This window comes from Klebsiella sp. 141161 (genome assembly GCF_050600815.1).
In the GTDB taxonomy this organism is placed as follows: Bacteria; Pseudomonadota; Gammaproteobacteria; order Enterobacterales; family Enterobacteriaceae; genus Klebsiella; species Klebsiella aerogenes.
On sequence record NZ_JAQIRN010000004.1, the window covers coordinates 116,871 to 131,797 of the forward strand.

At 53.0% G+C, this 14,927-nt stretch carries 16 protein-coding genes; 9 read left to right on the forward strand and 7 right to left on the reverse strand.

Annotation, left to right across the window (positions count from 1 at the left end; all coding sequences use genetic code 11):
* Positions 1-106: 106 nt before the first annotated feature.
* The 3 genes from murQ (at position 107) to nlpA (ending at position 3,543) form a co-directional block, all read left to right on the forward strand.
* The gene (gene murQ, locus PGR79_RS12420) at positions 107-1,009 is read left to right on the forward strand and encodes an N-acetylmuramic acid 6-phosphate etherase (protein ID WP_015369100.1); all 903 of its coding nucleotides are present in this window, start codon (positions 107-109) and stop codon (positions 1,007-1,009) included.
* A 24-nt stretch (positions 1,010-1,033) separates the two neighbouring features.
* The gene (gene murP, locus PGR79_RS12425) at positions 1,034-2,467 is read left to right on the forward strand and encodes a PTS N-acetylmuramic acid transporter subunit IIBC (RefSeq protein WP_430921766.1); all 1,434 of its coding nucleotides are present in this window, start codon (positions 1,034-1,036) and stop codon (positions 2,465-2,467) included.
* A 266-nt stretch (positions 2,468-2,733) separates the two neighbouring features.
* The gene (gene nlpA, locus PGR79_RS12430) at positions 2,734-3,543 is read left to right on the forward strand and encodes a lipoprotein NlpA (protein WP_411325299.1); all 810 of its coding nucleotides are present in this window, start codon (positions 2,734-2,736) and stop codon (positions 3,541-3,543) included.
* Here the strand turns inward: nlpA and PGR79_RS12435 are convergent, their stop codons facing one another.
* Positions 3,544-4,086 (reverse strand): NUDIX domain-containing protein, encoded by a 543-nt coding sequence (locus PGR79_RS12435; RefSeq protein WP_020077657.1) that lies wholly within the window; start codon positions 4,084-4,086, stop codon positions 3,544-3,546.
* Between the two features lie 167 nt (positions 4,087-4,253).
* Between PGR79_RS12435 and PGR79_RS12440 the strand changes: the two genes are divergently transcribed.
* Together PGR79_RS12440 and PGR79_RS12445 are read left to right on the forward strand one after the other, a co-directional pair.
* On the forward strand, positions 4,254-5,033 hold the full coding sequence (locus tag PGR79_RS12440; protein ID WP_047079826.1) for an MBL fold metallo-hydrolase: 780 nt from the start codon (positions 4,254-4,256) through the stop codon (positions 5,031-5,033).
* Positions 5,034-5,054: 21 nt separating this feature from the next.
* On the forward strand, positions 5,055-6,008 hold the full coding sequence (locus PGR79_RS12445; RefSeq protein WP_113374112.1) for a GlxA family transcriptional regulator: 954 nt from the start codon (positions 5,055-5,057) through the stop codon (positions 6,006-6,008).
* Here PGR79_RS12445 and PGR79_RS12450 read toward each other — a convergent pair.
* Positions 6,005-7,054, reverse strand: a complete 1,050-nt coding sequence (locus PGR79_RS12450; protein WP_271032697.1) for an NAD(P)-dependent alcohol dehydrogenase — start codon at positions 7,052-7,054, stop codon at positions 6,005-6,007. The genes PGR79_RS12445 and PGR79_RS12450 overlap by 4 nt on opposite strands.
* A gap of 193 nt (positions 7,055-7,247) precedes the next feature.
* Entirely contained in the window at positions 7,248-8,255 is a 1,008-nt protein-coding gene (locus PGR79_RS12455; protein WP_113374066.1) for a zinc-binding alcohol dehydrogenase family protein, read from the reverse strand.
* Positions 8,256-8,465: 210 nt separating this feature from the next.
* Here PGR79_RS12455 and PGR79_RS12460 point away from each other — a divergent pair, with 210 nt between their 5' ends.
* The 3 genes from PGR79_RS12460 to PGR79_RS12470 all read left to right on the forward strand — a co-directional run bounded on the left by PGR79_RS12460 (position 8,466) and on the right by PGR79_RS12470 (position 10,988).
* On the forward strand, positions 8,466-8,912 hold the full coding sequence (locus tag PGR79_RS12460) for a helix-turn-helix domain-containing protein (protein ID WP_015369110.1): 447 nt from the start codon (positions 8,466-8,468) through the stop codon (positions 8,910-8,912).
* The gene (locus PGR79_RS12465) at positions 8,912-9,487 is read left to right on the forward strand and encodes a PIN domain-containing protein (RefSeq protein WP_087858911.1); all 576 of its coding nucleotides are present in this window, start codon (positions 8,912-8,914) and stop codon (positions 9,485-9,487) included. Before PGR79_RS12460 ends, PGR79_RS12465 begins: the two co-directional genes overlap by 1 nt.
* Positions 9,488-9,791: 304 nt before the next feature.
* The gene (locus tag PGR79_RS12470; RefSeq protein ID WP_113374064.1) at positions 9,792-10,988 is read left to right on the forward strand and encodes a porin; all 1,197 of its coding nucleotides are present in this window, start codon (positions 9,792-9,794) and stop codon (positions 10,986-10,988) included.
* A 228-nt stretch (positions 10,989-11,216) separates the two neighbouring features.
* Here PGR79_RS12470 and PGR79_RS12475 read toward each other — a convergent pair whose 3' ends face one another.
* Together PGR79_RS12475 and PGR79_RS12480 are read right to left on the reverse strand one after the other, a co-directional pair.
* Positions 11,217-12,254 (reverse strand): virulence RhuM family protein, encoded by a 1,038-nt coding sequence (locus tag PGR79_RS12475; RefSeq protein WP_113374063.1) that lies wholly within the window; start codon positions 12,252-12,254, stop codon positions 11,217-11,219.
* A gap of 243 nt (positions 12,255-12,497) precedes the next feature.
* On the reverse strand, positions 12,498-12,785 hold the full coding sequence (locus tag PGR79_RS12480; protein WP_113374062.1) for a SymE family type I addiction module toxin: 288 nt from the start codon (positions 12,783-12,785) through the stop codon (positions 12,498-12,500).
* 126 nt (positions 12,786-12,911) lie between these two features.
* On the opposite strand from PGR79_RS12480, the gene PGR79_RS12485 reads away from it, so the two are divergent.
* Positions 12,912-13,103, forward strand: a complete 192-nt coding sequence (locus PGR79_RS12485; RefSeq protein ID WP_113374061.1) for a toxin-antitoxin system HicB family antitoxin — start codon at positions 12,912-12,914, stop codon at positions 13,101-13,103.
* Positions 13,104-13,111: 8 nt separating this feature from the next.
* Here the strand turns inward: PGR79_RS12485 and PGR79_RS12490 are convergent, their stop codons facing one another.
* Together PGR79_RS12490 and PGR79_RS12495 are read right to left on the reverse strand one after the other, a co-directional pair.
* Positions 13,112-13,327 carry a retron Se72 family effector protein gene (locus PGR79_RS12490; protein ID WP_113374060.1) on the reverse strand — a complete coding sequence of 72 codons (216 nt, stop codon included), beginning with the start codon at positions 13,325-13,327 and terminating at the stop codon, positions 13,112-13,114.
* A complete protein-coding gene (locus tag PGR79_RS12495) occupies positions 13,324-14,502 on the reverse strand; it encodes a reverse transcriptase family protein (RefSeq protein ID WP_113374059.1) in 1,179 nt (392 codons plus the stop codon). The genes PGR79_RS12490 and PGR79_RS12495 overlap by 4 nt, the downstream gene beginning before the upstream one ends.
* Positions 14,503-14,927 lie beyond the last annotated feature (425 nt).

Consider the following 14,927-nt stretch of genomic DNA (forward strand, 5'->3'; position numbering starts at 1 on the left):
ACCTACAATTATCCTATTATCCCAAGCGTATTAATCGTGATACTCTTCACATGAATGGAATAAAAAATTCCTTATACTGCGCGCAACTGAGAATAACGAGGTTTTTATGAGTATCGACCTGAGCAAACTGCTGACCGAGCGACGCAACGCCAACAGCGCCAACATTGACACCCTCTCCACCGTCGACATGCTGACGGTGATAAACCAGGAAGATCAGCAAGTGGCGCAGGCGATAACGCCTTACTTGCCGCAGATAGCGGAAGTCGTGGATAAAGTGGCGGCGGCGCTGCGGGCCGGGGGACGGCTGATTTACATCGGCGCCGGCACGTCGGGGCGTTTGGGTATTCTGGACGCCAGCGAATGCCCGCCGACCTTTGGCACCCGTCCGGAGCAGGTGGTGGGGATTATCGCCGGCGGACATAAAGCGATTCTGAGCGCCGTGGAAAACGTGGAAGACAATAAAGCGCAAGGGGCGATGGATCTGCAGAACCTTAACTTCAGCAACCGCGATGTGCTGGTGGGGCTGGCGGCCAGCGGGCGTACGCCGTACGTCATTGGCGCGATGGAATACGCCCATAGCCAGAATGCGTTTGTCGCTATCGTCAGCTGTAACCCGCACGGTGAAATGGCGCAGCTGGCGGACGTGGCGATTACCCCGGTGGTCGGCCCGGAAGTGGTTACCGGATCGACCCGCCTGAAAGCCGGCACCGCGCAGAAACTGGTGCTGAATATGATCTCCACCGGGGCGATGATCCGCATCGGTAAGGTCTACAGCAACCTGATGGTGGATGTCGAAGCGACCAATGCCAAGCTGATTGAGCGCCAGGTGTCTATCGTGATGGAAGCGACCGACTGCGATCGCGCCACCGCGCAGAATGCGCTGGATGCCTGTGGCCGCCACTGTAAGACGGCGATTGTGATGGTGTTGGCTGACTTAAGCGCCGCAGAAGCGCAGTCGCTGCTGGCGAAAAACAACGGTTATATCCGCAAGGCGCTAAGCAACACCTGAGCGCCGACAGACAGGTAACAGGCAATGGCAAAAATAACTAAAGAGATGATAGAGCGGATCCTGGCCCACGTCGGCGGGGCCGCAAACGTGGCGCAGGCGGGTAACTGCATGACGCGCCTGCGCTTGACCCTGCGCGATGAAAGCCTGGCCGATAGCGCCGCCATTCGCCAGATTGATGGCGTGATGGGGGTTATCGTCAGCGATGAACAGTTCCAGGTGGTATTAGGCCCCGGCAAGGCGCAGACCGCCGCGGAAATGATGAACGGCCTGATGGAAGCGGCGCCGCAGGCAGCCGCCTCGCTGGCGGATGTGGCAGCGGAGAAAAAGCAGGCGTTAAAGAGCAAGCAGACCAGCGGTGTACAGAAGTTTCTCGCGAAGTTCGCCACTATTTTTACGCCGCTGATCCCCGGCTTCATCGCCGTCGGGCTGCTGCTGGGCTTTGCTACGCTGGCGGAACAAATCTTCGTGCTGGAGAACGCGCACCCTAACGCCAGCCTGGTGGCGCTGATTGGCTACATGAAGGTATTCAGCAAAGGGATGTTTACCTTCCTGAGTATCCTGATTGGCTATAACGCTCAGAAAGTCTTCGGCGGTTCTGGCGTGAACGGCGCGATTATCGCCTCGCTGTTCGTGCTGGGCTACAACCCGGAAGCGACCAGCGGATTCTACGCCGGAATTTCGACCTTCTTCGGCCACGGTATCGACCCGCGCGGCAATATTATCGGCGTGCTAATCGCCTCGATTATTGGCGCGTGGGTAGAACGTCAGGTGCGGCGGATAATGCCTGCTAACCTCGATATGATCCTTACCTCGGCGGTGACGCTGCTGATTATGGGCGCGGTGACCTTTACGGTGATTATGCCGATTGGCGGCTGGCTGTTTACCGGTATGTCGTGGCTGTTCCTGCATCTTAACGGCAATCCGTTTGGCTCGGCGGTGCTGGCAGGGCTGTTCCTGCTGGCGGTGATGTTCGGCGTGCATCAGGGGTTTGTACCGGTCTATTTTGCGCTGGTGGATGCGCAGGGCTTTAACTCGCTGTTCCCGATCCTGGCGATGGCCGGGGCCGGGCAGGTGGGCGCGGCGCTGGCGCTGTTCTGGCGCGCAAAGCGCGATTCGCTGCTGCGAACCCAGATCAAAGGGGCGATTATTCCGGGCTTCCTCGGCATTGGCGAACCGCTGATTTACGGCGTGACCCTGCCGCGTATGAAACCATTTATCACCGCCTGTATCGGCGGCGCCTGCGGCGGTTTCTTCGTGGGCCTGATCGCCTGGCTGGGGCTGCCGGTCGGCCTGAACACGGTGTTCGGCCCCTCGGGGCTGGTGGCGCTGCCGCTGATGACCTCCGGTAGCGGAATTTATGCCGGAATGGCGGTGTACGCCGGCGGTCTGGCGGTTTCGTATCTATGCGGTTTTGTGCTCACCTGGCTGTTCGCCAGTAAAAACGTTGACCTGAGTTAAGCGTATTTCCCCGGATATGGTTAGGCATTCGGCCGGTAGTCAGTAGCCCCGGTAAGCGTAAGCGCCACCGGGGAAGGGTCCCGGATGTCGGCTAACGCCTCATCCGGGCTACGATTGGGCATTCGGCCGGTAGCCCGGTAAGCGTAAGCGCTTAGACGATTTTCATCTTATTGATACCTTTTCGTGTTTAAAAATCGAACACAAAATCGTTATAGTTTTGCTCGAAAAATAATAATGATTTTCCATGGACTGATGGGGTACTAACGATGAAATTGCGTTTACGCACGGCGGCGGCAGTGATGCTGGCTGGCCTGCTATTAGCGGGCTGTGACCAGAAGAATGACAATGCCAAACACATAAAAGTCGGCGTGATTAACGGCGCGGAACAGGATGTGGCGGAAGTGGCGAAGAAGGTGGCGAAAGAAAAGTATGGCCTCGACGTCGAGCTGGTAGGCTTTAGCGGCTCGCTGTTGCCGAACGATGCTACCAACGCCGGGGAGCTGGATGCCAACGTCTTCCAGCATCGTCCCTATCTGGAACAAGACAACAAAGCGCACGGCTACCACCTGGTGGCCATCGGCAATACTTTCGTCTTTCCCATGGCCGGCTATTCGCGCAAGATTAAATCCGTTGCCGATATTAAAGATGGCGCGACTATCGCCATTCCCAACGACCCGACCAACCTCGGCCGCGCGCTATTGTTATTGCAAAAAGAGCAGCTGATTACCCTCAAAGCGGGTACCGGCCTGCTGCCGACGGCGGTGGATATCACCAGTAACCCGCGTAATCTGAAAATTATGGAGCTGGAAGGGGCGCAACTGCCGCGGGTGCTGGACGATCCGAAGGTCGATGTCGCTATTATCAGTACCACCTACCTGCAGCAAACCGGGTTATCGCCGGTGCGTGACGGCATCTTTATTGAAGACAAAAACTCGCCGTACGTGAACATCATTGTGGCGCGTGAAGACAATAAAGATGCCGAAAACGTGAAAGAGTTTATGCGGTCGTACCAGTCGCCGGAAGTGGCGAAGGCGGCAGAAACCATCTTCAACGGCGGCGCGGTACCGGGCTGGTAATCATCTACGCTGCGCCATCAGGTGCAGCAGCGGCACCAGAGACAGCCCGTCCGGCATTTCGCCGCGGGCGATCAGCTGGTTTATCTCCTCGAAGGTAAACCAGCCGGTTTCCATCACTTCATCCTGATCTGCGTCCATGCCAACCCAGCTTAAATCGGTGGCGAGCCAGGTGATAAACAGCTGGTCGCTGCTGCCGTATGACGGGTTGTAGCGGATGATTTCCTCAGCGTGTTGCGCCTGCCAGCCGGTCTCTTCGCGCAGTTCGCGCAGCGCGGCGACGGCGGGCTCTTCCCCTTCATCGACGCCGCCAGAGGGAATGGCCCATACCACCTTATCGATAAGATAACGGTAGTGGCGAATCAGCAGCACTTTGTCGTCCTGGAGCGCCACAATCCCGACCGCCGGGCGTGGGTAGTGAATGGAATAAAAGTCGCGCCGCTCGCCGGGGGCGACATCAATACCTACCTTGCGCATGCTGAACCACGGCGTCTCGGCGATGACCTGCGGATTATGCATATCGGCGGCGGTTAGTTTCTTTTTCATCCTGCCATTCCTGTAGAAAGTCTAACCTTCAGAACAACATAGCCGGCTGTGATTGGCAACCGTCGCAGGTTGGCCCGATTCCATCGATCATTGCCCAAACGCCCATATTGCGCCAGGCTGGTACTCAGTACGATGTTCGTCAGATTACCCCACAGAGGAACGCTAACATGAACATCACCCATATCCGAAATGCTACACAGGTTATTGAATACGCAGGTAAAAAATTCCTGATTGACCCGATGCTGGCGGACAAAGGCGCCTGGCCGGGATTTCCAGGAACCGCGCGCAGCGAGCTACGCAATCCGCTGGTGGCGCTGCCGTTTTCTCGTGAAAAAATTATCGACGTCGATGCGGTTATCGTCACCCATACCCATGACGATCATTGGGACGAGGCGGCGATCGCGGCGATCCCGAAAACCCTGCCGGTTTTCGTCCAGCATGAGGCCGACGCCGCGCTGCTGCGCAGCCAGGGATTTCAGGATATCCGCCTGCTGTCGGCAGACAGTGTATTTGCCGGCGTTAGCCTGCAGAAAACCACTTCCGGGCAACATGGCAGCGACCGTACCTACGCGGTACCGGCGATGGCTGAACGTCTGGGCGAGGCCTGCGGCGTGGTGTTCCGTCATCCGCAGGAGAAGACGCTGTGGCTGGTTGGCGATACCATCTGGCGCGATGAGATTGAAGCCGACATGCTGAAGCTGCGCCCGGATGTGGTGGTGTTGAACGCCGGCTACGCTCACGTTATCGGCTTTGGCCCGATCATCATGGGCAAAGAGGACCTGTTGAAGGCGCATTTCGCCCTGCCGGAAGCGAAAATCATGGCCATCCACCTGGAGGCAGTCAACCATTGTCTGGTGAGCCGCGAAGAGATGCGCCAGTACGTCGCGGATAATCAGATTGCCGGGGTAGTCAGTATTCCGCAGGATGGGGAAACCGTTGTTTATTAACCTGCTCAAGGGGAAGGAATGATGAAATTAACCGACGTGGCGATTGTCGCCGTAGAGGGCTTTAGCCCGTTTCATTATGCCGTCCCCTGTATGCTGTTTGGCGATACGGTCTCGGAAACCAAACGTTTTAATCTGCAGATTTGCGCCGAACAGCCGGGATTACTCAGCGCCCGCGACGGCTTTGCGTTGTACGCCAGCGGTGATTTTACCGCGATGGAACAGGCGGATATCGTGGTGGTGCCCTACTGGGGCGAGGTCAATCAGTGCCCGCCGCAGGCGTTGATCGCGAGCCTGATTCGGGCGCGGGATAACGGCGCAGAAATCGTCGGCCTGTGCCTCGGCGCATTTGTCCTTGGCTACGCCGGGCTGCTCGACGGTAAGCGGGCGGCGACCCACTGGGAGTTCGAGCAGGATTTCCAGCGCCTGTTTCCGCAGGTGCAGCTCGATATCAACGCCCTGTACGTCGATGACCAGAAGGTAATTACCTCGGCGGGTACCGCGGCGGCGCTAGATTGCTGCCTGTATATCATTCGCCAGCGTTTTGGCAGCCTCGCCGCCAACCAGATCGCCCGGCGGATGATCGTGCCGCCGCACCGCGAGGGCGGCCAGGCGCAGTTTATCGCCCAGCCGGTGCCGCGCAACACCCGCGATGCGCGGATTAATTGTCTGCTGGATTATCTGCAGCAGCACATTGCCGAGCCGCATAATCTTGATTCGCTGGCCGAGGTGGTGGCGATGAGCCGCCGTACCCTGACCCGCCACTTCGCCAGGGCGACCGGGATGAGCATTGCCGACTGGTTGACCGCTGAACGTCTGCGCCGCAGCCAGAGCCTGCTCGAAGCGGGGGATTTGCCGGTCGAGCAGGTGGCGGAAGCGGTGGGCTATCTTTCCGCCGTGACCTGGCGCCAGCAGTTTAAAGCGCGTTTTGGCGTTAGCCCGACGGAGTGGCGGCGGACTTTCCGCCGCGGCGTTTAGCCGGCGAGAGTCGAACTGTCGATCACGAAGCGATATTTCACGTCGCCCTTGACCATTCTTTCCCATGCTTCGTTGATCTGATCGGCGCGAATCAGCTCGATATCGGCGACGATGCCGTGTTCGGCGCAGAAGTCGAGCATCTCCTGGGTTTCCGGGATACCGCCGATCATCGAGCCGGCAATCGAGCGGCGGCGGAAGATCAGATTGAACACTTCCGGCGATGGATGCGGCGTAGCCGGGGCGCCAACCAGCGTCATGGTGCCATCGCGTTTCAGCAGCGTGGTGAAGGCATCGAGATTGTGCGGCGCCGCCACGGTGTTGAGGATGAAATCGAAGCTTTTGACGTGGGCCGCCATTTCGTCTTCGTTGCGCGACACCACTACTTCATCCGCGCCCAACGCTCTGGCCGCGTCACGCTTGGATTCCGAGGTGGTAAAGGCCACCACGTGGGCCCCCATGGCGTGGGCCAACTTGATCCCCATATGCCCCAACCCGCCGATGCCGACGACGCCGACTTTTTTGCCCGGCCCGGCGTGCCAGTGGCGTAGCGGCGAATAGGTAGTGATCCCGGCGCACAATAGCGGCGCGACGGCGGCGAGCTGCGCTTCGGGATGGTTTATCCGCAGTACGTAGCGTTCATTGACCACGATCTGCTGTGAATAACCGCCGAGCGTGTGCCCTGGCGCGTCCTGGGTCGGCCCGTTATAGGTCAGCACCATATGGTCGCAGTAGTTCTCCAGTCCCTCAGCGCACTCCTCGCACTTCTTACAGCTATCCACCATACAGCCGACGCCCACCAGATCGCCAACGGCGTAACCTGAGACGGCATCGCCGACCGCCGTCACCCGGCCAACGATTTCATGCCCCGGCACGCAGGGATACAGCGTCCCGGCCCATTCCGCTCGCGCCTGATGGAGATCGGAATGGCAGACGCCGCAGTATGCAATGGCGATCTGCACATCCTGTGGGCCGGGTTCGCGGCGGGTGATAGACATCGATTCGAGCGGCTGGCTGGCGGAGTACGTACCTATAGCGTTGATCTGCATAGCATTACCTCTTGTGCAATAGCGTGATAAATCAAGCGGAAGGGAGTGAACGTTTTTTGTGCGGCAAGGGTAAGCGTAGCCTGGTTAGGGCAGGATGAGAAAAGCGCAGCTCGAAGGGTTAAAAAAGGCGCCTCACCGAGGTGAGACGCTCGTGATATCAAGGCGCGATGGGCGAAATGGCCTCATCGCGCATTTAAAAACCCTCCAGCACGATTTTGCCGACCGAGCTCCCGGTTTCCAGCTTAGCGTGGGCTTTTTGCAGATTGGCGGCGTTGATGGTTCCGTAGTGCTCGCCAAGGGTGGTGCGCAGCGTGTTATCGTCAATCAACGCGGCGACGCGGGTCAGTAGCTGATGTTGGGCGATCATATCATCCGTCTCAAACATTGAGCGGGTGAACATAAATTCCCAGTGCAGCGAAATGCTTTTCGCTTTCAGCGGCACCACGTCCAGGCTCTCCGGGTCATCAATCAGCGCCAGCTTACCCTGCGGGGCGAGCGCGGCGATCAGTTCGTTAAAATGCTGATCGGTATTGGTCAGGCTGGCGACGTGGGTCACGGCATGAATGCCGATTTTCGCCAGTTCTTCACCGAGCGGTTTGCTGTGGTCGATGACGTGATGCGCCCCGGCCTCGCGTACCCACTTCTGGCTTTCCGGGCGCGATGCGGTGCCAATTACCGTCATATTGGTGAGTTTGCTGGCCAACTGGGTGAGGATAGAGCCAACGCCGCCCGCCGCGCCGACAATCAGCAGCGTATCGCCGGCGTTACCGCCTTCCTGCACGCCAAGGCGGTGGAACAGTAATTCCCAGGCGGTGATAGCGGTCAGAGGCAGCGCGGCGGCGGCGGCATTCTCCAGCGAGCGCGGCTTCAGCGCCACGATGCGTTCATCAACCAGCTGCAGTTCGCTGTTGCTGCCGGGGCGGCCCAGCGCGCCGGCGTACCACACTTCATCGCCCGGCGTGAATAGCGTTACCGCATCGCCAACGGCTTTCACCACGCCAACCGCATCCCAGCCCAGCACCCGCGGGGTATCGGCGTTAAACCCGGCGCGCACTTTGGTGTCGACCGGGTTCACCGAAATGGCTTTGACCTCGACCAGCAGATCGTGCCCCTGCGCCTGCGGATCCGGCAGATCGATATCGCGTAAAAAGGGAATGTTGTTGCCGTCGGCGGCGGCCTGGGTAATGGCAATGGCTTTCATAGGTTCTCCGGTCTACAAAGAGGATTCATGGTGCGAATGCGTCGAGGATAGACCGGTCTACCGTCGGGAAAAACGGCCCGGCGGCGATAACAGTTATATAAAAAAAGTGAAAATCGGCGAATGCGACATTGGCGAGTTTCGTTTATTTCGAATATTGTGAGTTTCGAATATTGCGATTATAATTTATACATGGCCATTGGAGACAAGCGCATGACTAAACTGAACCTTCCGGACCCGCTGGAGAGTGAACTTGCCCAGCGCGGGCAGCGTGAGCTGGCGGCATACCTTTCTACTCATCTTGAAACGCAGCGTATTGCGATTGTGGGTGAAGATGACAAAACTCATACCATTGAGTTGCCAACCAGCGCTCTGACTATGCTGATGGAGATCCTTGGGGAATTGGCTTGTGGCAACGCGGTGCAGATTGTTCCTGTTCATGCTGAACTCACCACCCAGGAAGCAGCGAATATCCTCAATGTTTCTCGTCCGCATATGGTTAAACTGCTGGAAGCGAGGAAGCTTCCATTTCATAAAACTGGACGCCATCGCCGGGTTCTGTTTGCCGATCTGATGGAGTATAAAAAACGTAGGGAACAGGAAAGCCTGGACGCGATGCAAGCGCTGGCGGATCAGGCGCAGGACTTAGGGATGTATTAATGCGACATTCACCTTATCCGGTGATTTTAGATGCTTGTGTATTATATCCAGCACGGCTCAGGGATTTATTAATGCACTTAGGGATCGCTGGACTTTATCAACCAAAATGGAGCCGCTTCATTCACGATGAATGGTGCAGGAATCTTCTTATAAATCGGTCTGATATAGCCCCTGAAGCGCTGCGTCGTACCGTTGATCTCATGAATGCTGCTTTACCGGATGCTAATGTAACAGGTTTTGCAGGATTAATTAACGGACTAGTTTTACCCGACCCTGACGATCGGCATGTCCTTGCTGCGGCAATCAGGGCGAAGGCTGAAATTATCGTTACGTTAAATCATAAAGACTTTCCAGCAGAATCATTGCTTCCATTTGAAATTGAAACACTTCATCCTGATGTATTCATATCGGACCTGTTTGACCTTAATCATGCTCTGGCGTTGGAGGCGGTGAGAAGGCAGCGGCAGTCTCTCAAGCATCCTCCAATGACCGTCGATGAGTTCCTGGAGATGCTGCTAAAGCAGGGCTTGCCGATGACGGTAAAAGAGTTAGCCAATTACCAGTACGCCATATAGCGATGGTCATCACCCGGAAGTATTTTGGTTTCATATTTGAGACCCTTTTCCTTTCCATGTCGCAAATATTAATATCACTCCGGAAGAATAATGATATTGCGTTATGGCTCAAGGTTTATACCTTGACTCCCGACATCCTGCGTGCGATTTTTCTTCTATCAAATAATAAACAGAGTTTCATATTTGGAACAAAAATAAAATCATCGTGTTATTTAATTAAGAGTTTCACCGCTGAGACAAAATAATAAGTCGATATTAATCGACGGTCTTTTATCGCTTATAAAAATAAAGTGAGGGATGTGCTATGCGTAAAATACTCCTTTCGCTGCTGCTGGCAGCCGCGACCAGTGGGCTGGCGCTGGCGGACGACGGCAAGCCGTTCCCGCATATCGGCTGGCGCAGCGCGGATAATCTTGCCGGGCTAGATTTCGGCGGCGCGTTGCGGGCAAACTATCGCTATGAAGACTGGAAAGGCAGTAATTATCGCAACCCGCCGCATCTGCGTTTTGATACATTCCGTATCGACAGCAGCGGCTTCTATGATAATTATTTCTTTGATGCCGGGTTCTGGTTCCAGGATCACCGTAAATACGCCATCGACCGCGCTTACGTAGGGTATCGCTTCGACAATAATAATAATATCCAGCTGGGGATCCCCGGCAAACCATTTGGCCTTGAACCTTATCCGCAATTTGGCTGGTCCTATGGTATTCCGTTTTATTTAGGCTTTGGCGTTAGCGCCGGTAGCGGCGTGAACTATCAATATCATGATAATAACTGGTCACTGGATGTGGCCTATTTCCCATGGATGGAACCGGAGAATTTGCGCTATGCGCCGGACGTTGGCGATTACGATCGGCTGAAAAACACTATCTATCCGACTCAGCATCAACAGCATAATGAAAAGCGCGACCAGGTGAACGTGCGTATTGCGCGGGATTTTCACGGCGGCGGCTGGAATAACGAGCTGGGCGGCTCGCTGGCGCTGGCGCGGTTGCACAACCGCGAGACCGACGACGACGGCACCTTCTGGGCAGCAGGCGTGCACGGCATGTTGCATAACGGGCCGTGGCAGCTGACCTCGCAGCTGATTCGCTACCAATACGATCCGAAGAACCCGCCGGGCGTCAGCGACGATACGATTCTGATGGGCGGCAACGGCCTGACGCCGGCCTACCTGATCCCGGCGAAAGCGACGACCGCGTCGCTGAACGTCGCCCGCGATGTTGATGTGAAGTGGGGCGGCGTGTCGAAGCTGCGTTTTTACAACGACTACAGCGTGCTGTGGAAAGATAAAAGCGGCTGGCGCGATTCGCAGATGAACACCCTTGGCGTACAGGTCTTTGCGCTACCGGTGATGTTCTGGGTCGATCTCAGCTGGGCGAAGAATGTTAATCCGTGGGGCGGCGCGCTGAACGCCACCGGCTGGACCAGCACCCAGTCCGAGGGCAGCGGCAAATGGTACTTCCGCACTAACGTCAATATTGGCTATTACTTCTGAGGCGAGAATTTTCCCTGCTCGCGCTGCGCTCAGCAGGGCTACCGTTCTGCGCCCTTTGGTAGCCCGGGTAAGGCGCTAGCCGCCATCCGGCGCAAAAGCGGCTCTTTACCCGCGGTTATTGCCCGGCGGCGCTACGCTTGCGCGGGGCTACAGATCACATGCCGGGCGTAGCCGGGTAAGGCGTAAGCTGATATCCGAGGGTTAGCTCGCGCTATCAGGCATCCTGAGCTACTTTTTAGGCCCTGTTTTCCACTGTAGCAAACCGGCGATATCCTTTTCACCTTCGGCTTCCTTTAAGCGCCGCTGTTGCTCAGCAAACTGACTATATTCCTCCTGCGCTTTTTCATCGGCCATTTTCTTACTGACTTTACCTGCACCTTGCAAAACCTCACGGTCGTTAAATTGCAGGAACTGATCCAGCTTATCCTGCCAGTCGCGTAAAAAGACCTGCTGACGACGACGGGCCTGATCCTCGGCAAAATCCAGCCACATGTTAACTACGCGGTTAAGCTCATTGACTTCATCCTGAGTGAGATAATTTTTTGCTACCGTCACGTCACCCTTATGCACCTCTTCGCCTCTATAGCTGGTCAGTCCCATATGCGGCAGACTTGCGTCAGCACGTTGATGAATGAGCTCAGCGGCGGTATGTCCGGTACAGGCAAAATGTAACTTGTTCTGGATAGTTTGAAAAAACTGCGTGGTTTCTTTTAACGACGGTTGATAGTCAGCTGCTAATGCAAAAATCTCTCGCACCCGTAAATAAACGCGGCGTTCGCTGGCGCGAATATCGCGAATACGCTCCAGCATCTCATCGAAATAGTCGGGTACTGCCGATGAGCCCACAGGCGGATTCTTCAACCGCTCATCGTCCATCACAAACCCTTTGATCAGGTATTCCTGGAGCGTCTGGGTCGCCCACTGGCGGAACTGCGTGCCGCGAGAGGAGCGAACGCGATAGCCAACAGCGAGTATGGCTTCAAGATTGTAATGATCTATCTCCCTGGAAACCTGGCGTTTTCCTTCTTGGCGAACTATCCGGAATTTCCGGATAGTTGAATTTTGAGCAAGTTCACCTTCAGAGAAGATATTGATTAAATGCTCATTAATAGTCCGGACGTCTTTATCGTACAGTTCAGCCATTGTCGCCTGGGATAACCAGATTGTGTCTGACTCAAAACGGCATTCAACGCGCACTTTCCCATCACCGCTGGCAAACATTATGAACTCACCTGCTGGGGATGACGTTATATTTTCTTTTGCCATATGGTCTCCGGGTCAACCTGTTCACAACGGTAGAGTATGTCAGAAGCGGGGCATAAATTTCATTAGACGAACGATTAATCTGGCGCATTTGCGAGCGGTTATCCGGAAAGTGAAGGTATTAAGGCGTCAGCCGCAATCCGGGGGATTTCCCTGCTCGGCGCCGCGCAGGGCTACGGTTCTGCGCCGTCTGGTAGCCCGGGTAAGGCGCTAGCCGCCACCCGGGGATTTTTCTTGCTCGCGCTATCAGGTATGTTGCAGCGTGCCGTTGACGCTTTTCAGCGATTGTTGAATATGCCGTAATTCGGCTGTTAATTTCTCTTCTTTATCGCTGAGCGGTAACAACACAATGCAGCCATCCATCACCTTAACCGTGACCGGCTTCCCGGTATCGAATCCCGCTTCGCGTAGCCACTTGCCGGAAAGGGTAAGACTTGGTGTACTGGTATCCCGGCCATTGGGCCGATAGCCAACCAGCAACTGACGCTCGGTTCCGCTAGCGGTGATATCTGGGGTAGAATGCAAATCAGCCATAATCAACTCCTTGATAGTTGGTGAGGTTAGACGCTCCGGTTGTGTTCCCGCACATCGGAGCGTTGCTTGCACAAGAGGCGTTTAGGTGGCCTCCTATATGTTGAGATTAGATAAATAGGTGGCCTCATGTCAACCATATCGCGCGAAAAAAAACCAAAAGGTGGGGGGCAGTCCCCACAGTTCAAAATGCGCATTGACCCAGCATTAAAGGAACAACTTGATGCCGTGGCGGCAGAGGAAGGGGTAAGTCTCGCCAGTTGGTTGAAGGAACTGGCGAGAGAGGCTTTGCGAAAAAGAGGAGTTAAACCAAAAGGTTAACTTAATATTTAACTTTTTTGTATCGAATATGCTCGAGGACCCTTATCCATTTTTCTTATTTCAAACGAAACTTTGTCGCCAGGTGTAAGATATTTGACTTCATGAAGTATCTCGCCATAGAAAAAGAAAACATCTCGACCTTTTTCTCTAGTGATAAAACCAAATCCTTTAAAAGAATCGAAAGTCTTCACTACCCCATAATGAATTTCTTTTTCTTCACTCATTGCCAAATTTCCTTTTTTGTTGGCATACATTTGAAGTGTTTTCTAATTTTAGTACGCCATATTTTGCTAAGAGCTCTATTATTTCTGGATAATATACCAAGCTTACCAATTAGCTTGTTGACAGTATCTACTTGTCCAATGCTTAGTGATACCTTGTTATTGTATCGAAGAATAATTTTACACTCACGAATTACTTTATTTTTTGATTTGTCATCATAAAGTGGCAAGATTGCATTTAGTCTTTCACGAAGATCTTTATGATTTGATTGGTCTAATCTAGTTAATTTAGCAACAAGTCCGGATGTTTTATTCCAGAAAGCATGATATTCTTCACTATAGATATCAGTATTTGCTTTGTTTTCACATATCTTTACTAATAGTCTAATATACCTTCTTTCTTTTCTGGTCGCTTTTGGTTTAGAATGGCCAACCCATAGCCCTGTTATTTTAAAACTATCTTTAGAGTTTTTTTGAGTTTCAACTTTAGTTTTCTTGTTATTATGTTTGAGGTTATATTTATTAAACATACCAATTACCTCCTTGATAGAGGTGGTAATCTGCGATTCTGATAAAGCTTTACTTGATGATAATGTTACATCATCAAGTAATCTGGTATAAGTGATACTATTATTTCTAAATGATGATACTAATGAATATTCTGAGTTAAAAAAAATTAAGTTGGCTAAATAAGATGAAGTACATGCACCCTGTGGTACTTTATTTCTAAAGGTCGTTAGTTTTGTTAAAATATTTGCAACTTCATCTGGGAAGTGAAAAAAGTTTTTATATATTAAGAAAACAAAATTAGATTTAATATTGTCATAGAAAGATCTAATATCAATGCTTATTATTATATTCGGTTTGTGTTCGCAATGTATATTTGCATTCTCGACATAATCGCGTTTATTGTTATTATCTTTAATTCCTCCTTGTAAATATCCAGGATATTGTACCTTTTCAAAGATTCTATGATTGATTCTTTTCTGTAATCTTTTAAGCTCATGCTTAGGTTCATAAACGGTTCTATCTTTACCTTTCACGTTAATCAAAAACTCAGTGTATGAGTCATCAATTTTGTTAGATAAATTTACTAACAATACTTCGTGTATACCTAAAGTTTTAGCTAGGGTGGGAATAGAAGATATAGGACGAAAAGGGTAATATGGCTTATCCATAATTATTCCATATAACGAAACGTAAAAGAGGTTAGGAGTTAGTTAGAATTAGTAGTATGTACCAAGAGAAGCGTAACAAATAGTACATAATTCCAACCAGTTTTCCCCAATCCACTAACGTAGTCTTGGGTAATTCTTTTCTGCTTCGGTCGACTTGCTCATCAGTAGTAGGAACATCTACTTTCTTTACTACTGAGCCCTTTACTTTGTTAAATGTCACGTGCAGATTTAAGATAATATTAAACATGTGCATAGCCTCGAAAATTAAGACGCTTATTGCGCCGCCAGACCGAGCCTTTCACTGAAGGTAATATTGTCGACCTAACTACTCCTAACCCTATACGCCAGACAACTGTCGGCTATATTATGCAATGAAAATGAGGCAATCTACCTTTCGCTCATATTCTTTTAATATATCCGCATGA